This is a genomic window from Maribacter sp. MAR_2009_72 (genome assembly GCF_007827235.1).
GTDB lineage: Bacteria > Bacteroidota > Bacteroidia > Flavobacteriales > Flavobacteriaceae > Maribacter > Maribacter sedimenticola.
Genome location: NZ_VISB01000001.1, coordinates 776,267 through 795,422 on the forward strand (window position 1 = coordinate 776,267; position 19,156 = coordinate 795,422).

Genomic DNA, 19,156 nt, shown 5'->3' on the forward strand with positions numbered 1-19,156 from the left:
AATCAGTAGTTCAATTTTTTTAACAAAAAATCAGGACACCTAGTAGGCCTTTTTCTCTGCATATCCATAAATACCAGAACAGTATTTGCCGTGGCCAACAGCTCACCCGCCTCATTGGTTATTTCATAATCAAATTCTATTCTAATCACCGGTTTTTTGTTCAATATTACCTTTACGGTAATCAAATCATCATACAATGCAGGTTTCAAGTAATTGATTGATAAACTAATTACAGGAAGCATAATACCATCCTCTTCCATTTTTTTGTAGGAAATACCCAACACCCTTAACCACTCTACCCTTGCCATCTCTAAATATTGAGCGTAGTTACCATGATAGACAACGCCCATTTGGTCGGTTTCACTGTATCTTATTCTAAAAGAAATTTGATTTGATCGCATTTATTCGGAGTAAAAAGTATATATTTAAAAGCTCCCCCTATGGGTTAACGAACATGAGAAAAAAAAAGGTCATATTCAATGATAATCAATTTTTTTTTTAAATAAATTGTTCACATATTTGCCCAAGTTGAATGAGAACATTGATTGAATTTTTTCAATCGCCTTTAGCTAAATGCTAACCTTAAAAAGTGAAGATTTTATTATGAGTGTTACTGCTAATTCCGTATGGAAAAACTGTTTGGTGTTTATTAAGGATAATATCCAACCGCAGGCATTCAAAACTTGGTTTGAACCCATTAAACCAATTAAGTTAACAGAAAATGCATTAAGTATACAAGTTCCCAGCAAGTTCTTTTATGAGTGGCTGGAAGAACATTATGTGAAGCTTTTAAAAGTTGCACTGACCAAGGAATTGGGAGAAACCGCAAAGTTGGTCTACATCATACGCATGGAGAATACCTATGGTAACAAAGAACCTTTCACAGAAAAGATTCCAAGTTCCAACAGGGGAGCAATGGCCGCGCAAGAAATGGATGTACCCATTAAGTCTAAAAACCCAGAATTACGCAATCCGTTCGTAATACCAGGTATACGTAACATAAAGATAGAATCCCAGTTAAACCCAAATTATAATTTTGATAATTTCCTGGAAGGGGATTCCAACAGATTGGCAAGATCGGCAGGTATGGCAGTAGCCAACAAACCTGGCGGAACATCCTTTAATCCGTTATTGGTCTTTGGTGGCGTTGGTCTAGGCAAAACTCATTTGGCCCATGCCATAGGAGTTGAAATAAAGGATAAATATCCAGAGCGTACTGTACTATATATTTCTGCTGAGAAATTTACACAACAGTATATAGAATCTGTTAAGAAAAATACTAGAAATGATTTTATACATTTCTATCAGTTAATAGATGTACTGATTATTGATGACGTACAGTTCCTATCTGGAAAATCCGGTACCCAAGATGTATTTTTCCATATATTCAACCATTTGCACCAAAACGGCAAACAGGTAATCCTTACTTCTGACAAAGCTCCTGTAGACATGCAGGATATTGAACAACGATTGCTTTCAAGATTTAAGTGGGGCCTATCTGCAGAATTGCAAAGTCCGGATTATGAGACAAGAATTTCTATCCTTAAGAATAAACTATATAGGGACGGGGTTGAAATTCCAGAAGATATTATTGATTATGTTGCCAAACATATCAAAACAAATATCAGGGAATTAGAAGGCGCAATAATTTCATTGATCGCACAGTCTACCCTGAACAAAAGGGAAGTAACCATAGAACTTGCGCAGCAAGTCGTAGAGAAATTCGTGAAGAACACCAAACGTGAAGTATCTATTGATTACATCCAGAAAGTAGTCTCCGATTATTTTGAGATGGATGTTGCTACGCTTCAATCCAAAACGAGAAAGAGGCACATTGTACAAGCAAGACAATTAGCCATGTTCTTTGCCAAAAAATTCACCAAGGCCTCCTTGGCAAGTATTGGATCTCAAATTGGCAAAAGAGACCATGCAACCGTTTTGCATGCATGCAAAACAGTGGACAATCTTGCGGAGACAGATAAACAGTTTAGGAAGTATATTGACGACCTGACCAAAAAATTCTCATAATACCCCCTGCCCCATGAACGTGTTGATGGTTTGCCTAGGAAATATTTGTAGGTCCCCATTGGCGGAAGGTATACTTCAAAATAAAGTAGCGAACACCCAAATAAAAGTAGATTCTGCAGGTACTGCCGGTTACCACATAGGCAACCCACCTGACCCGAGATCAATAAAAGTAGCTTTTGACCACGGAATAGATATCAGCAAGCAACGATGCCGAAAATTTTCTATTTCAGATTTTGACCGTTTTGATTTAATCTACGCTATGGACAAAAGTAATTATAGAACTATTATTGCCCAGGCCCGTAATACAGAGGATAGCTCAAAAGTAAGGTTAATTTTAAACGAAATAGATGCTACGGACCGTGAAGTTCCGGATCCTTACTATGACTCCAACGATGGATTTGAGAACGTATTTCAGATGATCGATGAAGCTTGTGAAATAATAGCCGCCAAAATAAATAACTAATATGAGTACACAGCACAGCGCAAAATCTGGAGGTGTTTATTTGATTCCATCTACCTTGGGAGATATGGCCCCTTTAGAGGTGTTACCAATTTCCATAAAGCAAACAATAGAGCGGTTAGACCATTATATTGTAGAAAACGAAAAAACCGCTCGCCATTTCATTAAAAAGATTAGTCCAAGAAAATCCCAGCCATCACTTAAATTATCCCTATTAAACAAATTTACTGAACATCAAGAAATACCTACATTCCTAAACCCCTGTTTAGAAGGTTTTGATATTGGTATCCTTTCAGAGGCCGGTTGCCCGGGTATTGCAGACCCGGGTGCAGCAGTAGTCAAAATCGCACATGAAAAAAATCTACAGGTAGTACCCTTGGTAGGTCCTTCATCCATATTATTGGCATTAATGGCAAGTGGTATGAACGGCCAAAATTTCGCCTTTAACGGCTATTTACCCATTGATGGAGCCGAGCGCAAAAAGTATATTAAAACCTTGGAAAGAAAAAGCAAGGAGGAAAATCAATCGCAAATATTTATTGAAACGCCCTACCGCAATAATAAAATGTTAGAGGAACTGATTAAGACATTGGCCCCAAGTACAAGAATTTGCGTTGCCGCAGATATTACGTTGCCTACGGAATATATTAAAACCAAAACGGCTATAAATTGGAAAAGGGAACATGTAGATTTACATAAACGACCCGCAATATTTATTATTCAAGCATAAAAAAACCTTGACAAAACACTGCCAAGGTTTCCCATTTTCATATCTACTTAAACTTTTAAATTCTAGGGTTTCTTTTTGGTGAAACTATAGAAATATCATAACCTGAAAACTTTTTCATATAATTAGATATACTTGTCCCATATCCGTCCTTTATGTCCATTCTTCCTTGTGACCTTAAGAAGATCTTTACATTTCCTGGACCCGCTAGATGCGCAGCGGCCAATATTCCGGATTCCGTAATCTCAATACCCCGCATTTTCATTCCTACAAAACGCTTTATATCTTTACGTAATATCCACTTATTACGTGAAATATTAACATAGAACGCACGTTCCTGCAATTCCGGATTGCTTAAAAAATGATTGCCGTCATAGATACCTACAAGCGCCAATGTCCCTAAGCCAAATTGATATTTTCCTAAATAACCATAAGTATTGGTAACAAAATAATTTCCTTGAGATTCTTTAAAGGCCAAGGCTTCCTTAAATCCTATAAACTGACTGCCAATATAGGGAGGTCTAATTTCATAACCGGGTAAAGATGTTTCGTCCTGAGGAAACGAAACTAAAGTAGGTTCTTTCATTTTAAGCTGATCCGGAACACTAACCTTTAATGTTTTAAACCCGTAACCAGATAAAATAAACATCATAACAAGAGGACAACTTATCAATATCCATCTTTTCATAGTATCTATTTCTTAAGACTTACGGCGACTACTATTTGCCTGCTTAAATTTCAAAGACAAAGGTAGAATGGAAATTTATGTAGAATGAGAAGGTTCTGTTAAAACTATCAAGATTTAGTTAACAAGTGCTAAAATTCGGGTAATTTACCTATCTTTTGATTTTACGGGAGTTTATCCACCGGATGTATTGTGCTTTATTTCGGTTATGTTGCGCCAAACTTTCCGCGAACATATGATACCCAAATTTTTCAACATTGGCTACAAAATAATAATAATTGTGTTTTTCCGAATTTAAAACAGCATCCACTGCAGTAATGTCCGGCATGGCAATTGGTCCAGGAGGCAAACCTAAATACTTGTAGGTATTATATGGAGAATCCAATTCCAGGTCTTTATATAGCACACGTTTAATAACCGTATCAAAATTTCCCGTTTCTTTTTTTATGGCATAGATTACGGTTGGATCTGCCTGTAACAACATATTTTTTCTTATCCTGTTCAAATAAACTCCCGCAACCCGTGGCCGCTCATCTACTTTGGCAGTTTCCTTATGTACTATGGAAGCCAATGCCATAACTTCGTTTGGAGATAACCCCAAAGCATTTGCCTTGTCCTTACGTTCCTTGGTCCAAAAACGTTGATATTCCTTCAGCATTCTATCCCTAAATCCTGTAGCAGATGTATTCCAGAAAAATTCATAACTGTTAGGAATATATACCGCTAATTTATTGGCATCATTAAAACCATTTTCATCCAAAAAAGCTTTATCCTCAAACGCTGCCAACAATGCCATACTATCCGCCTCTATCTGTGCCGCTATCCTACCCGCCAAATCCTGTAGGGTCTCTTGATTATTAAATGAAACCTTCACCGGTAAGTTGCCGCTTCTTAGAGAGTTTACCAGCTTATTATTATTCATGCCCTTTTTAAGCCTGTATTTACCCGCTTTAATATTCTGTAGATACCCTTTCTTGTCCGCTGCAGATTTAAATGATTCCCAATTGTCTATATAAGGTGTCAATTGTTCTTTCAATAAATCTATTGAAGCATCGGTAGGAATGTACACATAAGCTTCTTTCGTTTCAAAACTGGTATTGGGCGTAAAAAAAGTACTATAAAGAATATAGGCAAATATTGCTCCACCGATTAATCCCAATACTGCTACCCCTAAAATAATTCGCTTAATGTTCATTACGTATTCAATTTTTGCAATAAAATTTCATTCTTGTATGTACTCCCCACACGTACCCAATCTTTTTTTACACCTACGGGAATGAAACCTAATTTTTGGAACAAATGCATACTTGCTATATTATCCTCCAATATATTGGCATATACCTGCCGTAATCCCAACACCTGAAACACATAATTACACAATAAACTTATGGCTTCTGCCCCAACACCTTTATTACGCTGTGCCTCATCATGAATAACTATTCCCAGACCTGCCCGTTTATGGTTGGGGTCAAAATCAAATAGATCGATCAATCCAATTGTCTTATGTTCAAGATTGCTGATTACCAAACGCAATTGCTTTACATCATAAATATCCCTATGGGCATTGTCCAAATACAGCTGTAGCACATCTTTGGAATAAGGTGTAACCGTGCCACTTATTTCCCAGACCAAGGTATTGTTTTCCAATTCATATAGGAAATTCAGGTCCTTTTGTTCCAAGGCCCTTAAATACACTATATTTCCTTTTAATGTTACCACTCCATTTCGCCTTTAAATACTTGTTTAGCCGCACCTTTTAAATAAATATCAGTATAAGAGCCATTATTATATTTAAAATCAACACTTAAATTGCCGCCCAAGGCACTTATTGCAATTTGGTTGGCACTAGTCTTTCCTAAATGGTGCATTGCCAAGGCTACCGCAGTAACCCCGGTACCACATGAAAGTGTCTCATCTTCTACACCACGTTCATAAGTGCGTATATTAAATCCGTTCGTTGTATTTGCTTCAACAAAATTAATATTACTTCCTTTCTCTCCATACACCCCGTACCGCAAACGAGCTCCTTCTTTTTTTACATCATATTGCTTTAGACCTTCTACCATTTGCACATGGTGTGGCGAGCCTGTATTCATAAATAAGGCGTTGGACTTTTCCTTTATTTCACTAACATCCTGCATTTTTAAACTTACCATGCCCCCCTGTATTAGTGCCTTATGAGGTCCATCTATGGCCATAAACTCCATTTCATCATCAACTATACCTAAAAAATGGGCAAAAGCCACAATACATCTTCCGCCGTTACCGCACATGGTACTTTCATTACCATCCGCATTAAAATATACCATCCTAAAATCTGTGTCATCATCATTTTCCAATAAAATGAGGCCATCTGCACCTATTCCAAACCGTCGATCACATAAATGCGCGACCAAGGTGTTATCCGTATGGGAAAAGTCTCCGTTTCGGTTATCGATCATGACAAAATCGTTCCCTGTACCCTGATATTTGTAAAATGTATTTTTCATGTTATTTTAAAGTGACAAATATACCACATAATTAAGTTGCAAAGAGTAGTTAAAAAGTAGTTAAACGCTTATAAATACTCATAAAAACCAGTAATTTTACAGGTAGTTTGCTAAATTTAAATAGATTATGAAAAAAATAGCTAGTCTTCTTCTTGTAGCAGTTTTTGCAGGTGCAATTACTTTAGTGGGATATAAATATTTCATCGAGAAAGAAAACTTTACCATTATTACCCAAACCAGTGAGAATGGTTTTGTCAATACGAGCTATACACCCACTTCCGCAAAAGGAGCGGGTATAAATGAAGTGGATTTTACCACAGCTGCAGAAAATACGGTCAACGCTGTAGTTCACGTGGCCAATATTACCCTCAGGAAAAGCCCCACCACCATATTTGATATTTTCTATGGGCATGGCGGTAGTACTGTTCCCCAAATTGGAACGGGATCAGGAGTCATTATTTCATCTGACGGATATATAGTCACAAACAATCATGTCATTTCCAAAGCAAATCAGTTACAGGTTACCTTGAACAATAATAAAACCTATGATGCGGAATTGATTGGAACAGATCCCAATTCAGATATAGCCTTATTAAAAATAGATGCAAAGGAAAAACTTCCTTATTTGGCATTTGCGGACTCTGACCAGACTAAGATTGGGGAATGGGTCCTTGCCGTTGGCAATCCTTTTAACCTTACCTCTACGGTAACTGCAGGTATCGTTAGTGCCAAAGCGCGTAATTTGGGCAAGCACCAATCCTTTATCCAAACGGATGCCGCGGTAAACCCTGGAAATTCCGGTGGTGCATTGGTAAATACAAATGGTGACCTAGTGGGCATCAATACAGCAATATCATCCCAAACTGGTTCATATATAGGATATTCCTTTGCAGTGCCCAGTAATATTGCCAAAAAGGTTGTTCAGGATATCCTGGAATATGGTAATGTACAAAAAGGATTTATGGGTATTAGTCCCGCTCCTGTAAATACACGTGATGCCATTGAAAAAGGAATCAATAATATAGATGGTGTATATATTGAACGTATAGAGCCTGAATCCGCTGCAGAAGAGGCAGGTATGAAAATTGGGGATATTATTAAAAAAGTGGACGAAATTACCGTACACAAATATCCCGACCTAACCGGATATCTTTCTACCAAACGACCTGGCGACACCTTAAATGTTGTTATCGATAGGGATAAGGAACTTATGGAATTGCCGCTAACACTAAAAGAACGGCAACAGTTGGTAGTTCCAGAAATGGGTCTTGAAGTCAGAAACCTGACCGAACATGACAAGAAAGTGTATAGGACCAAAACCGGGGTTAAGATTATTGGTGTGCCCGAACGGTATAGAGGATATGGTTTGTCCGAAAAAATAATCATAAAAGTAGATGAGGTAGAAATTGGGAATATTGACGATGCATACAATGCATTTGGCGCAATTTCAAAATATGATAAAACGGTCATTACCATGTTGGGATCCAATGGTGAACGAGATCGATTAATTTTCCAATAGTAAATTTCTAAAAATTAAAGCCTTCGCAACAACGAAGGCTTTTTTAATAATAATTCACATTAAAAGCTTTTAATTTTCATAATTTCGCAAAAAACAACAAAAAAAAAGCATCAACTGATTATGGTTCCAACCACCACGTATGAGAAGGAATTGGCCTTTCAGGCCGATCGAAGAAAGGCGACAACAGAATTCATAAAAATTGTAAGTGACCTATGGTATGACAAATCGATAGAAATTGTTCTGTTCAAGAACCAAGTAATCGATAAAAATGTAAGTGACATTATCCATTTACATGAATATGCAGGTGAGTTTGTCCAGAAACCAATATCAATTTTTGATTCCGTAGAAATTTTACGCGCAATAGCAAGTATTCCTTTACCTCCTGCCAAATTGGACATTGGTAAACTAACATATGAATTTCACTCTGACGATAATACATTTGACAATGTAAAGGAATTTGTGTTCGATAAATTAAAAACCGCACAGAACTATAAAACAATAGAACCAAAGGATGTTGTGCTTTATGGTTTTGGCAGAATTGGCAGATTAGTTGCCAGGGAATTGATGTCCAAAACCGGTAAAGGAAACCAAATGCGGTTAAGGGCCATTGTGGTTAGAGGAAAGGATACTAGCGAAAATCTTGAAAAGAGAGCCAGTTTATTACGTACCGATTCCGTACACGGAATATTTAACGGAACCGTAAATACCGATCATGAAAACCAAAAATTAATCATTAACGGCACAACGGTCCATGTAATCTATGCCAACGCACCGGAAGAAATAGATTATACAGCATACGGAATCTCCAATGCCCTAATCATTGATAATACAGGGGCTTTTAGAACAAAGGAACAGCTAGAAAGGCATTTAAAGGCCAAGGGAGCAGAAAAAGTATTACTTACCGCTCCCGGTAAAGGAATAGCCAATATTGTACATGGTGTCAATCATTTAGAATACGATCCTGATAGCGCCCAATTATTTTCAGCGGCATCCTGCACCACAAATGCAATCAGTCCTATCCTAAAAGTTATTGAAGAAACCTTAGGTATAAAGCATGGACATTTGGAAACAATTCATGCATATACCAATGATCAGAACTTGGTGGATAACATGCACAGTAAATATCGTAGAGGTAGGGCCGCAGCATTGAACATGGTAATTACGGAGACCGGTGCCGGAGAGGCGGTTGCCAAGGCTTTACCCTCCCTTCAAGGCAAACTGACTTCAAATGCCATTAGAGTTCCCGTACCAAACGGTTCCTTAGCCATTTTAAATATAGAAGTTGATCAAAAAACCTCCTTGGAAGGTATCAATACCATGATCAAAAAATATGCTTTGGAAGGAGATTTGGTAGAGCAGATAAAATATTCGCTCAACAAAGAACTTGTATCTAGCGACATCATTAGCACTTCTGCTCCATCTATATATGACAGTTGTGCTACCATAGTTTCAGATACAGGAAAAAAAATAGTACTTTACATATGGTATGATAATGAATACGGTTACTCGCATCAAGTCATACGATTAGCTAAATATATTGCCAAAGTGCGCCGCTTTACCTATTACTAATTTTAAGAAAAAACATCTTTTTTTTAATACGCTACGTACATTAATAAAGGCTTATAACCTTTGCCCTTTTTTTTTTCTAAATTGACTTTAATAAATTACTTTAGCCCACTCTAAATCATTTTTTTAATACAAGAACCTATTACATGAAATTCAATAGAATACTATTAGTTCTGGCATTCCTGCTTGTTGCAAACCTACAATATGCACAAGAAACTGAAGAAGATGACAAACTATCTTTGGATGAAGGACCCATTAGCAATCAGTTCGACTATATATCCAAACGCTCCGGTAATTACAGGGCAGATGGAGTCAGGTACGAGGTCGTCAAGGAATCCAACTTATTCAAGATACGTAAAAACGTATTGGATTCCATCGCCGCTATGAACAAGAAAACGAGTGAACTTAAGGCTACAATATCCGAACATGAGACCACCATTAGTTCTTTGAATAAAAAGTTGGAAGAAACCACTACTAACCTAGTGGCGGTAACAGAAGAAAAGGATAGCATGTCATTTATTGGTATTCCGGTATCAAAAGGAACCTACAATTTTATATTATGGACCATTATTGGAGGATTGTTCCTGTTACTGGGCTTATTTATTTATAAATTTAGAAACAGTAACATCCTAACTCAAGAGGCAAAACAGAATTTATCCGAACTTGAGGTAGAATATGAAGATCATCGAAGAAGGGCACTGGAACGAGAGCAAAAGATCAGTAGGCAGCTTCAAGATGAAATCAATAAACAGAAAAAAACGAAATAAATACACAAGCTCCTTACCAAGGAGCTTTTTTTTACCATGAATACTATTTTACAAGTTGATTTAGCACAGGTTAGGGATATGGTTCATCTCTTTGACGGCTACCGTATTTTTTACGGACAGCAGTCAAATATTCACGCCGCAACTTTATTTTTGAACGAGCGAATCAAAAACCAAGAATCGATCATTTTTACATCATATATAGATGGCAAGGCCGTAGGCTTTATACAATTATACTTTACGTTTTCATCTGTAAGTCTAGAACCCTCCCTAATTTTGAACGACTTGTACGTTGATCCTATTTTTCGCAATAAAAACATTGGAAAAGATTTGTTGCTAAAAGCCCAAGAGTATTGTACTTCCCTTAATTATAAAGGTTTGGCCCTAGAAACTGCCGTAGACAATCCTGCCCAGAAATTATATGAAAAATTAGGCTGGAAGAAAGATTCGCATTGTTTTCACTACTTTTGGTCGGTTAAATAATCCGCTTACACACCATGCGTATAGACATCATTACGGTATTACCCGAATTATTGACCAGTCCTTTTGAAGCTTCAATACTTAAAAGAGCCATTGAAAAGAATTTGGTTGAAGTCCATTTTCACAACCTCAGGGATTATACCACAACTAAATATAGAAATGTAGACGACTACCAATTTGGTGGTGGAGCAGGAATGGTACTCATGATTGAACCAATTGACAAATGCATATCCAATTTAAGGTCACAACGAGATTATGATGATATCATATATATGACCCCAGATGGCGAAACCCTAAATCAGCAAATGGCAAATCAATTGTCCATGGTAGACAACATTATAATTTTGTGCGGCCACTATAAAGGTGTTGACCAAAGAATAAGGGACGCCTATATCACTAAGGAAATTTCAATTGGCGATTATGTGCTCTCCGGTGGCGAATTGGGGGCAGCCGTCCTTTGTGATGCAGTAATTAGACTTTTACCCGGCGTACTCAATGATGAAACCTCTGCCCTAACCGATACTTTTCAGGACGGGCTCTTGGCCCCACCGGTTTATACAAGGCCAGCGGAATATAAAGGTATGAAGGTACCCGATGTACTTTTAAGCGGTGATTTTGGCAAAATAGAGGAATGGCGCGAAAACCAGGCCATGGAGCGAACCGAAAAACTACGTCCGGACTTATTAAAATAAAATATAACCCCTATAATTTTAAAAATCGCAAAAAATACTTGTAGGTTATAAAATTAGGATTATTTTTGCACCCTGTTAGAACAACCTCTGACGAAAATCGTGAATGTTGCTTTGACCTAATTCCAATTAACAATACAATGGAATCATTAATAAAATTTGTACAAGACGAATTCGTAACCAAAAAAGAATTCCCAAAGTTTTCATCTGGTGACACTATTACAGTGTACTATGAGATTAGAGAAGGTGAAAAGACCAGAACACAGTTTTTTAAAGGTGTAGTAATTCAACGTAGGGGAACCGGCGCTACTGAAACTTTTACCATCCGTAAAATGTCAGGTACCGTAGGTGTAGAGCGTATCTTCCCTATCAACTTACCTGCTCTTCAAAAAATTGAAGTTAATAAGCGTGGTAAAGTACGTAGATCTAGAATTTACTATTTCCGTGAATTGACCGGTAAGAAAGCCAGAATCAAGGAAGTTAGAGGATAATAAATATCCGCAATCATATAAAAGCTCCATTTCAACTATGAAACGGAGCTTTTTTTTATAAACAATTGTGAACAACACAGTTTACAACCTGTTGATTAATAAATAGTTAAAAAAAACGAAAACAAACAAAATTTTTTATATCTTGAGGTGTGATTGTTAAATAAGGATAACCAAGAAATCCGATGTTAAGGTCATTTCAAAGTTTGCGTTCTTTGGATTATTACTGAACTTGATAGTTGCAATGCAATAGATTCAAGTGAGTTAAAACAAATAAGGCTGTCGCTTTATCCTAGTTTTAATGAATTAATTATTAGGACTTATGTAATTAAGCATTATGTAGTTAATGAAGGTAATAAAAATGAAATATGATGTTATCCTGAACGGCTTGTTAGGGATATCCATTATTTCAAACGTTGAATCAGTGAAGCGGGTGCAATCAAGGGTTGCCGTTTTAATGAAAAATTAAAACAAACTGTCCGTAAACTTTTTCTAAAAAGCCATATCAATGTACTTGTACAATGATATGGCTTTTGTTATTTCACAAATCTTCCTTTCTATCCTTAAATATTCAGGCAAATCCTATCTTTTTAGCCTATATAAAATTGTATATTTGTTCCGCTTTAATTAAAAACAAAACCAAATATGTCCAAAATATTTTATACCAAAACTGACGAGGCGCCAGCATTGGCAACAGAGTCATTTTTACCTATTGTAAAAGCTTTTACCAAAACTTCGGGAATACAGATTGAAACCAAGGATATTTCACTTGCAGGCAGAATAGCCGCAACTTTTCCAGAATTTTTAACGCCAGAACAAAGGGTATCTAACGATTTGGAAGAATTGGGCAAAATGGCCAAAATGCCGGAAGCAAATATTATTAAGCTACCTAATATCAGTGCCTCCGTACCGCAATTGAACGGCGCCATTAAAGAGCTGCAGGCAAAGGGATATAACTTACCCAATTATCCTGACGAGCCTAAAAATGACCAAGAAAAAGAAATAAAGGCAAAATACGATAAGATTAAAGGTAGTGCCGTAAACCCCGTGTTAAGAGAGGGCAACTCTGACCGTAGAGCTCCAAGAGCCGTTAAAAACTACGCCAAACAAAATCCACATAGTATGGGGGCCTGGAGCCCAGATTCCAAAACCCATGTTGCTACTATGGGCGAAGGTGATTTCCAAGCCAATGAAAAATCCTTGACCGTGCCCAACGCAACTGCCGTACAAATAAAATTGGTAAGCAACGGTGCTACATCCATATTAAAAGAAAATATTGACCTATTGGCCGGTGAGATTATCGATGCCACCGTTATGAGTAAAACAGCGTTATTAGACTTTCTTAAAAAAGAGATTAAGGACGCTAAAGATAAGGGTGTATTATTTTCCGTGCATTTAAAGGCTACAATGATGAAAGTATCGGACCCAATTATCTTTGGACACGTAGTAGAAACGTTTTTAAAGCCGGTATTCAAAAAATATGAGGCCACATTTGACAAGTTAGGTATTAGTCCTAACGACGGTATGGCCAGTTTATATCAGAAGATAGCACAATTACCTTCCGAAGAAAGCAGCCAGATTCAAAAAGATTTGGATGAAGCTTTTAATGACGGTCCAGATTTGGCCATGGTAAATTCAGATAAGGGAATTACCAATCTACATGTACCTAGTGATATAATTATTGATGCTTCAATGCCAGCAATGATTAGAAATTCTGGAAAAATGTGGAATTCCGAAGGTAAATCACAAGATACCAAAGCTGTTATTCCAGACAGTAGTTATGCCGGTATTTATACTGCAACAATAGACTTTTGCAAGAAACATGGTGCTTTTGACCCCACCACTATGGGCACGGTACCTAATGTAGGCTTAATGGCACAAAAGGCAGAAGAGTATGGCTCCCATGACAAGACTTTTGAAATTCAAGAGCCTGGTAAAGTTCAAGTAGTGGACATTGCTTCCGGAAAAGTGCTTTTAGAACATGAAGTTGAACAAGGAGATATTTGGCGTATGTGCCAGGTGAAAGACGCCCCCGTGCAGGATTGGGTGAAATTGGCCGTATCAAGAGCTAGGGCCACCAATGTCCCTGCAATTTTTTGGTTGGATAAAAACAGGTCCCATGATGCGGAACTGATAAAGAAAGTCAATGTTTATCTAAAAAACGAAGACACCCAAGATCTTGATATTCAAATTATGGCTCCTACGGCAGCTACGGAATTCACCTTAAAAAGGATGAAGGCCGGTAAAGATACCATCTCCGTTTCAGGAAATGTTCTTAGGGATTACTTGACCGACCTATTCCCAATTTTAGAAGTGGGTACCAGTGCAAAAATGTTATCGATAGTTCCTTTAATGAACGGAGGAAGATTGTTCGAGACTGGAGCAGGTGGTTCCGCTCCTAAGCATGTGGAGCAATTTATGGAAGAAGGACACCTGCGCTGGGATTCGTTGGGAGAATTTTTGGCCTTAGGAGTTTCTTTGGAATTTTATGGAGAGAAAAATGATAATGCCAAAGCTAAGATCCTTGGGGATACTTTGGACAGTGCCACTGAAAAATTCCTATTGAACGATAAGTCTCCATCAAGAAAAGTAAAGGAACTGGATACTAGAGGTAGTCATTTTTATTTAGCCAAATATTGGGCGGAAGCTTTGGCCGAACAGAATGACAACGCAGATTTAAAAGCTATATTCACCACGGTAAGCAGTCAAATTAACCAACAAGAAGACCAGATTCTTCAGGAATTGATCGATGCCCAAGGTTCTGAACAAAATATAGGCGGATATTATAAACCAGATGAAGTACTAGTGGAAAAAGCTATGCGTCCTAGTACAACGTTAAATAATATTCTTAATACCCTATAAAAGAAATAATATTTACAGTCAATACCCTTAACCATTGGTTAAGGGTATTTTTATTGGGTCAATTTTTAACTTAGGAACATCTTACTTTTCTAAGTATTTTTACAAAAAAAATTGATGAAGGAATATTTACTCATTATTCTTTTTTGTGCTTTTCTTTTTCCGTCTGTTTCTTGTGGCCAACAAAAGTATACGCTAAGTGGTACCATTTCAGAAAATCAAAGTAATGAAACACTAATTGGGGTTACCGTTGCGTTTCCCGAATTACAAACAGGGGTTACTACCAATGAATACGGTTTTTACTCCATCACCCTACCAGAAGGAACCTACAAACTCCGTATCAGCTATTTAGGTTTTACCGATATCACACAGGAAATCGTTCTATCCGAAAATAAAAAAATAGATTTTTTTATGAACGAAGAGGCCGAGCAGTTAGATGAAGTAATTGTTAGCGAGAACGTAGAGAAAATGGATATTAGAAAACCTCAAATGAGCGTCAATACCTTATCCATTGGCACTATTAAAAAAATACCGGTTATATTAGGCGAGGCAGATGTCATAAAATCTATTCTCTTACTACCTGGAGTAACAAATGCAGGTGAAGGGGCATCTGGTTTTAATGTTCGTGGTGGAGCTGCCGATCAAAATCTAATTTTATTGGATGAGGCCATAATCTTTAATTCTTCTCATTTATTTGGTTTCTTTTCTGTATTTAATCCAGATGCAATAAAGGATGTAAAATTGTATAAAGGGGGGATTCCGGCTCGTTATGGTGGCAGGGTTTCTTCTGTACTGGATATCTTTCAAAAAGAAGGAAACAGCAAGGAATTTAAAATGAATGGCGGTATAGGAGCCGTGGCAAGCAGACTATTATTGGAAGGCCCAATTAAAAAAGATAAGTCCGCCTTCTTAATTGGTGGAAGAGCTTCATACGCCCACCTTTTTTTACCCCTGTTCGATATTGATAATACCGCTTATTTTTACGATTTAAATACCAAATTAAATTATAGGCTTAATGAGAAAAACAACATTTTCCTAAGTGGTTATTTTGGAAGGGATGTTTTTGGAATCAATGATAGTTTTGTAAACACTTATGGTAACGCTGTTGGAAATTTTAGGTGGAATCATCTATTCTCAGATAAATTATTTTCCAACCTATCATTAATTTATTCCGACTATTATTACGGCCTAAAATTGGATTTTGTTGGGTTTAACTGGAATTCAGGCATACGTAATTTTAATGTAAAATATGACCTTAAACATTACCTAAGCGACAAACTTCAAGTAAACTACGGTATCAACAATGTATATTATCAATTTAATCCGGGTAAGATTGAACCTAGCAATTCCGAATCCGGAATTGTAGAAGAGCAATTAATACAAAAATACGCCAATGAATTTGCCGCTTACATTGATGTGGAACAACGTATTACGGATAATTTAAGCGTTGGTTACGGATTGCGCTATAGTCATTTTATACGATTAGGCCAAGATGAGCTAAATGTCTATGCCAATAACAATCCTGTGGAGTTTGATCCTTTATTACTAATCTATAAGGAAGCGGAGCCCATAGATGTAATCAATCCTGGTAGAGGCACCACATTATCTACTTTTGGAAATTTTGAACCTAGAGCTTCCCTATCCTATACAATGACAGCGACCAGTTCGGTCAAGGCCAGCTATACCAGATTGGCACAATACCTACATCTCTTATCCAACACAAGCTCCCCTACCCCTTTAGATGTCTGGACGCCAAGTGGCCCATTTATTGAACCACAGTTGTTGGACCAATATGCCCTTGGCTATTTTAAAAATTTGGCAGATGGGGATTATTCTGTGGAAAGTGAAGTATTTTATAAAGATGTACAGAATAGAATTGACTATATAGATGGTGCAAACCTTATAGCCAACAATGCCATTGAACAGGTAATTCTAAACGGTGAGGCAAGAGCGTATGGTCTTGAACTTTTGTTACGTAAAAATGAAGGTAAGTTACAAGGATGGCTAGCATACACACTATCTAAATCTGAACAACGAACACCGGGAAGAGCAGCGGTTACCGATAATGGCAGGAGTAATTTGGAATCTGGCATCAATTTTGGCAATTGGTACAATACACCGTATGATAAAACCCACGATATATCCGTATTCGTTAGCTACGATTTAAATAAAAAATGGAGCTTTAGCAGTAATTTCACTTATCAAACCGGTCAACCTACCAATTACCCCATAGGCCAATTTGAATTTGAAGGGTTAACCATTCCATACTATGGACAACGAAATAGCGAGCGCTTACCGGACTATAATCGTCTTGACTTATCCGCAACTTTGACCCCTAGAAAAAATTCGGATAGAAAAATTAAAGGAGAATGGGTTTTTAGCCTTTACAACGTCTACAACCGTCGTAATGCCGCTTCAATTAATTTTAGACGTAATGATGACACCGGGGCCAATGAAGCTGTTAGAACCTCTATATTTGGCATTGTGCCCGCAGTAACTTATAATTTTAAACTGTAAGATCATGAAAAAACTAGCATTGATCCTATTGATGATCTTAGTTGCATCCTGTGAGGATGTAATAGACGTGACCTTACCGGAAAACGATACAAGACTTATTGTCAACGGCGTTATACGCGTAGATGAAACGGAAGAATATGTGCCTATTGAAATCACGGTAACACAGAGTAGTTCCTTTTTTGAAACCAATACTGTTGCCAATATAAAGAACGCTGTTATATATTATGGCACACCAAATATAGATGCACCCGAAATACTTGAAGGAGGCGGAGTTTCTAATTTAACCGAACTTGAACCTGGTAGTGGTAAATGGGTGCCTGATCCATCATTTGATAGTGATCAAAGAATTAGGGTTCAAAATATTAATGAAGGAGATGTTTTTCAACTTATTATCGAGACCGAACAAGAACGCTATTTTGCTTCTACCACATATGTAAAATCAGTACCAATAGACAGTTTGGAACAAGGGGATCAAACTCTATTTTCCGGAGATGAAACCGAGGTCATTGTAACTTTTACCGATAATGGAGAACGAGATGATTTTTATATTCTGGATTTTGACTTTAATGAATATTTAGTTACCGAAGATGAATTCTATCAAGGTCAAACATTTGTATTCTCTTATTTTTACGATGCCGATCTGGCCTTGGATACAGATGATACCGTAGAAATTAGTCTATTAGGTGCTACAGAGGCATTCTATAATTATATGAACCAAATTATTGTACAATCAGGTGGTGACCAGGGTCCTTTTCAAACTCCTGCAGCTACGGTTAGGGGCAACATTACCAATATAACCGGTATTGACAATGATGACGTCAAAGATAATGTAGAGCGGTCAAACAATTTTGCACTAGGTTATTTTGCAATTGTGCAGGAATACAAAAAAAGTATTGTTATTCAACATGAAGAGAACTGATAAAGATTTGCTTGTTAAAGGCCTTAAAAGACTAGCAACCACGGTAGTGTTAATGTTTACTGCACCGTTTGTTTTATGGCAAGCTTTTAAAAATCAAGAGCATCCGTTATTTTGGCCTGTGTGCATTTTGGGGATAATTTTAGCCGGCTGGGCAGTCATTATGGGGTTTAAAGGTATATCCACCATTGTTGAATCCGTCTTTGGCAAAAAAAACAAAAACAGCTAATCCTTAGGTACTTTGGTCGTTTTTTTCCATTTGTTGTAAAGTTGGTCATAATTATAGTCCAACACGGTTGCCTGCCGTTCCAATTTCCCTTTTGAAAAAGCGCGCTGTAAGATATCCTCTATAAGATAATCCTCTTCAATCTGGTCCGGATGAAACTCTTCCTTTATACTGATTTTAAATAATTTGGCCGTGGTATTGTACCAAAAAGCACGCCATCCATTTCTTAAATCCTTTACCAAATCAAATGCAGTAGAACCCGTTTGTCTATAGATCAGTTTTACCAAAATTTGGCCTTCTGTACGGGTAAGCTTTTTTAACTCTTCAGAAAATTCCTCTTCAATGTATTTCTGAACCTTTTTTGTATACTTATTACGTTTTCGCTTATTCTTTATACTTGCTAAACTATCATTCAATTCCACCAACCGTTCTGCGGCAAGTTTGGCATAAGGATAGACTTTTTCTGTTTTTCTACGCAGAATATAATACCGCAATTTATCGTCATATGACGAAAATTTAAGTTTCCCAAAAACATAGGCCTCTTCAAGTGCAATTGAACTTTGTATCAATGAGTCACCTGCAACAATGATCATTCTTTCAGAAATGGAATCCAATTCCTGTTCCTCTACTTGGGAAAAACATAATGGTATGGAACCTCCTATAATTAAAAAGAATACAAATACATATTTCATTGACACAGGTTAAGCAAAAGTCTTGCCAAAATTAACGATTAATACAAAAGG

19 protein-coding genes are annotated in these 19,156 nt (G+C 37.2%); 13 read left to right on the forward strand and 6 right to left on the reverse strand.

Going from position 1 to position 19,156, the window contains the following annotated elements; all coding sequences use genetic code 11:
• Positions 1 to 2: 2 nt before the first annotated feature.
• Positions 3 to 401: an acyl-CoA thioesterase gene (locus tag JM81_RS03315; protein ID WP_144800677.1), complete on the reverse strand. Its 399-nt coding sequence runs from the start codon at positions 399 to 401 to the stop codon at positions 3 to 5.
• Positions 402 to 603: 202 nt separating this feature from the next.
• On the opposite strand from JM81_RS03315, the gene dnaA reads away from it, so the two are divergent.
• From dnaA to JM81_RS03330, 3 genes are read left to right on the forward strand one after another with little or no spacing between them, the layout of a single operon-like run.
• The gene (dnaA, locus tag JM81_RS03320; RefSeq protein WP_089260596.1) at positions 604 to 2,028 is read left to right on the forward strand and encodes a chromosomal replication initiator protein DnaA; all 1,425 of its coding nucleotides are present in this window, start codon (positions 604 to 606) and stop codon (positions 2,026 to 2,028) included.
• A 13-nt stretch (positions 2,029 to 2,041) separates the two neighbouring features.
• Positions 2,042 to 2,491 carry a low molecular weight protein-tyrosine-phosphatase gene (locus JM81_RS03325; protein ID WP_144800678.1) on the forward strand — a complete coding sequence of 150 codons (450 nt, stop codon included), beginning with the start codon at positions 2,042 to 2,044 and terminating at the stop codon, positions 2,489 to 2,491.
• A 1-nt stretch (position 2,492) separates the two neighbouring features.
• The gene (locus tag JM81_RS03330) at positions 2,493 to 3,218 is read left to right on the forward strand and encodes an SAM-dependent methyltransferase (protein ID WP_144800679.1); all 726 of its coding nucleotides are present in this window, start codon (positions 2,493 to 2,495) and stop codon (positions 3,216 to 3,218) included.
• A 55-nt stretch (positions 3,219 to 3,273) separates the two neighbouring features.
• Here JM81_RS03330 and JM81_RS03335 read toward each other — a convergent pair whose 3' ends face one another.
• From JM81_RS03335 to dapF, 4 genes are all read right to left on the reverse strand, one after another.
• Positions 3,274 to 3,903 (reverse strand): hypothetical protein, encoded by a 630-nt coding sequence (locus JM81_RS03335; RefSeq protein ID WP_089260180.1) that lies wholly within the window; start codon positions 3,901 to 3,903, stop codon positions 3,274 to 3,276.
• Between the two features lie 148 nt (positions 3,904 to 4,051).
• Positions 4,052 to 5,095, reverse strand: coding sequence for an endolytic transglycosylase MltG (gene mltG / locus JM81_RS03340; protein WP_144800680.1), 1,044 nt, complete (start codon positions 5,093 to 5,095; stop codon positions 4,052 to 4,054).
• Positions 5,095 to 5,619, reverse strand: coding sequence for a GNAT family N-acetyltransferase (locus JM81_RS03345; protein WP_144800681.1), 525 nt, complete (start codon positions 5,617 to 5,619; stop codon positions 5,095 to 5,097). The genes mltG and JM81_RS03345 overlap by 1 nt, the downstream gene beginning before the upstream one ends.
• Positions 5,613 to 6,389: a diaminopimelate epimerase gene (dapF, locus tag JM81_RS03350; protein WP_144800682.1), complete on the reverse strand. Its 777-nt coding sequence runs from the start codon at positions 6,387 to 6,389 to the stop codon at positions 5,613 to 5,615. Before dapF ends, JM81_RS03345 begins: the two co-directional genes overlap by 7 nt.
• 127 nt (positions 6,390 to 6,516) lie before the next feature.
• On the opposite strand from dapF, the gene JM81_RS03355 reads away from it, so the two are divergent.
• The 10 genes from JM81_RS03355 to JM81_RS03400 all read left to right on the forward strand — a co-directional run bounded on the left by JM81_RS03355 (position 6,517) and on the right by JM81_RS03400 (position 18,416).
• The gene (locus tag JM81_RS03355) at positions 6,517 to 7,908 is read left to right on the forward strand and encodes a S1C family serine protease (protein ID WP_144800683.1); all 1,392 of its coding nucleotides are present in this window, start codon (positions 6,517 to 6,519) and stop codon (positions 7,906 to 7,908) included.
• A gap of 120 nt (positions 7,909 to 8,028) precedes the next feature.
• Complete coding sequence (locus tag JM81_RS03360) at positions 8,029 to 9,477, forward strand: glyceraldehyde-3-phosphate dehydrogenase (RefSeq protein WP_144800684.1); 1,449 nt, start codon at positions 8,029 to 8,031, stop codon at positions 9,475 to 9,477.
• A 143-nt stretch (positions 9,478 to 9,620) separates the two neighbouring features.
• Positions 9,621 to 10,241, forward strand: coding sequence for a tRNA (guanine-N1)-methyltransferase (locus JM81_RS03365; RefSeq protein WP_089260174.1), 621 nt, complete (start codon positions 9,621 to 9,623; stop codon positions 10,239 to 10,241).
• 36 nt (positions 10,242 to 10,277) lie between these two features.
• Positions 10,278 to 10,721, forward strand: a complete 444-nt coding sequence (locus tag JM81_RS03370) for a GNAT family N-acetyltransferase (protein ID WP_144800685.1) — start codon at positions 10,278 to 10,280, stop codon at positions 10,719 to 10,721.
• 14 nt (positions 10,722 to 10,735) lie between these two features.
• A complete protein-coding gene (gene trmD, locus JM81_RS03375) occupies positions 10,736 to 11,410 on the forward strand; it encodes a tRNA (guanosine(37)-N1)-methyltransferase TrmD (protein WP_144800686.1) in 675 nt (224 codons plus the stop codon).
• 137 nt (positions 11,411 to 11,547) lie between these two features.
• Positions 11,548 to 11,898, forward strand: coding sequence for a 50S ribosomal protein L19 (rplS, locus tag JM81_RS03380; protein WP_089260171.1), 351 nt, complete (start codon positions 11,548 to 11,550; stop codon positions 11,896 to 11,898).
• 642 nt (positions 11,899 to 12,540) lie between these two features.
• On the forward strand, positions 12,541 to 14,757 hold the full coding sequence (locus tag JM81_RS03385; protein WP_144800687.1) for an NADP-dependent isocitrate dehydrogenase: 2,217 nt from the start codon (positions 12,541 to 12,543) through the stop codon (positions 14,755 to 14,757).
• A 114-nt stretch (positions 14,758 to 14,871) separates the two neighbouring features.
• Positions 14,872 to 17,271: a TonB-dependent receptor gene (locus tag JM81_RS03390; protein WP_144800688.1), complete on the forward strand. Its 2,400-nt coding sequence runs from the start codon at positions 14,872 to 14,874 to the stop codon at positions 17,269 to 17,271.
• Positions 17,272 to 17,275: 4 nt separating this feature from the next.
• Positions 17,276 to 18,190, forward strand: a complete 915-nt coding sequence (locus tag JM81_RS03395; protein WP_089260168.1) for a DUF4249 family protein — start codon at positions 17,276 to 17,278, stop codon at positions 18,188 to 18,190.
• Positions 18,177 to 18,416: a DUF6095 family protein gene (locus JM81_RS03400; protein WP_144800689.1), complete on the forward strand. Its 240-nt coding sequence runs from the start codon at positions 18,177 to 18,179 to the stop codon at positions 18,414 to 18,416. Before JM81_RS03395 ends, JM81_RS03400 begins: the two co-directional genes overlap by 14 nt.
• Here the strand turns inward: JM81_RS03400 and JM81_RS03405 are convergent.
• Positions 18,413 to 19,105: a DUF4294 domain-containing protein gene (locus JM81_RS03405; RefSeq protein ID WP_144800690.1), complete on the reverse strand. Its 693-nt coding sequence runs from the start codon at positions 19,103 to 19,105 to the stop codon at positions 18,413 to 18,415. The two genes, JM81_RS03400 and JM81_RS03405, sit on opposite strands and share 4 nt — an antisense overlap.
• Positions 19,106 to 19,156: the final 51 nt, after the last annotated feature.

What these genes read in the sequence shown, in the direction of transcription:
- JM81_RS03315 (WP_144800677.1), bottom strand. Translation starts at nt 401, where the DNA reads ATGCGATCAAATCAAATTTCTTTTAGAATAAGATACAGTGAAACCGAC.
- dnaA (WP_089260596.1), top strand. Translation starts at nt 604, where the DNA reads ATGAGTGTTACTGCTAATTCCGTATGGAAAAACTGTTTGGTGTTTATT.
- JM81_RS03325 (WP_144800678.1), top strand. Translation starts at nt 2,042, where the DNA reads ATGAACGTGTTGATGGTTTGCCTAGGAAATATTTGTAGGTCCCCATTG.
- JM81_RS03330 (WP_144800679.1), top strand. Translation starts at nt 2,493, where the DNA reads ATGAGTACACAGCACAGCGCAAAATCTGGAGGTGTTTATTTGATTCCA.
- JM81_RS03335 (WP_089260180.1), bottom strand. Translation starts at nt 3,903, where the DNA reads ATGAAAAGATGGATATTGATAAGTTGTCCTCTTGTTATGATGTTTATT.
- mltG (WP_144800680.1), bottom strand. Translation starts at nt 5,095, where the DNA reads ATGAACATTAAGCGAATTATTTTAGGGGTAGCAGTATTGGGATTAATC.
- dapF (WP_144800682.1), bottom strand. Translation starts at nt 6,389, where the DNA reads ATGAAAAATACATTTTACAAATATCAGGGTACAGGGAACGATTTTGTC.
- JM81_RS03355 (WP_144800683.1), top strand. Translation starts at nt 6,517, where the DNA reads ATGAAAAAAATAGCTAGTCTTCTTCTTGTAGCAGTTTTTGCAGGTGCA.
- JM81_RS03360 (WP_144800684.1), top strand. Translation starts at nt 8,029, where the DNA reads ATGGTTCCAACCACCACGTATGAGAAGGAATTGGCCTTTCAGGCCGAT.
- JM81_RS03365 (WP_089260174.1), top strand. Translation starts at nt 9,621, where the DNA reads ATGAAATTCAATAGAATACTATTAGTTCTGGCATTCCTGCTTGTTGCA.
- JM81_RS03370 (WP_144800685.1), top strand. Translation starts at nt 10,278, where the DNA reads ATGAATACTATTTTACAAGTTGATTTAGCACAGGTTAGGGATATGGTT.
- trmD (WP_144800686.1), top strand. Translation starts at nt 10,736, where the DNA reads ATGCGTATAGACATCATTACGGTATTACCCGAATTATTGACCAGTCCT.
- rplS (WP_089260171.1), top strand. Translation starts at nt 11,548, where the DNA reads ATGGAATCATTAATAAAATTTGTACAAGACGAATTCGTAACCAAAAAA.
- JM81_RS03385 (WP_144800687.1), top strand. Translation starts at nt 12,541, where the DNA reads ATGTCCAAAATATTTTATACCAAAACTGACGAGGCGCCAGCATTGGCA.
- JM81_RS03390 (WP_144800688.1), top strand. Translation starts at nt 14,872, where the DNA reads ATGAAGGAATATTTACTCATTATTCTTTTTTGTGCTTTTCTTTTTCCG.
- JM81_RS03395 (WP_089260168.1), top strand. Translation starts at nt 17,276, where the DNA reads ATGAAAAAACTAGCATTGATCCTATTGATGATCTTAGTTGCATCCTGT.
- JM81_RS03400 (WP_144800689.1), top strand. Translation starts at nt 18,177, where the DNA reads ATGAAGAGAACTGATAAAGATTTGCTTGTTAAAGGCCTTAAAAGACTA.
- JM81_RS03405 (WP_144800690.1), bottom strand. Translation starts at nt 19,105, where the DNA reads ATGAAATATGTATTTGTATTCTTTTTAATTATAGGAGGTTCCATACCA.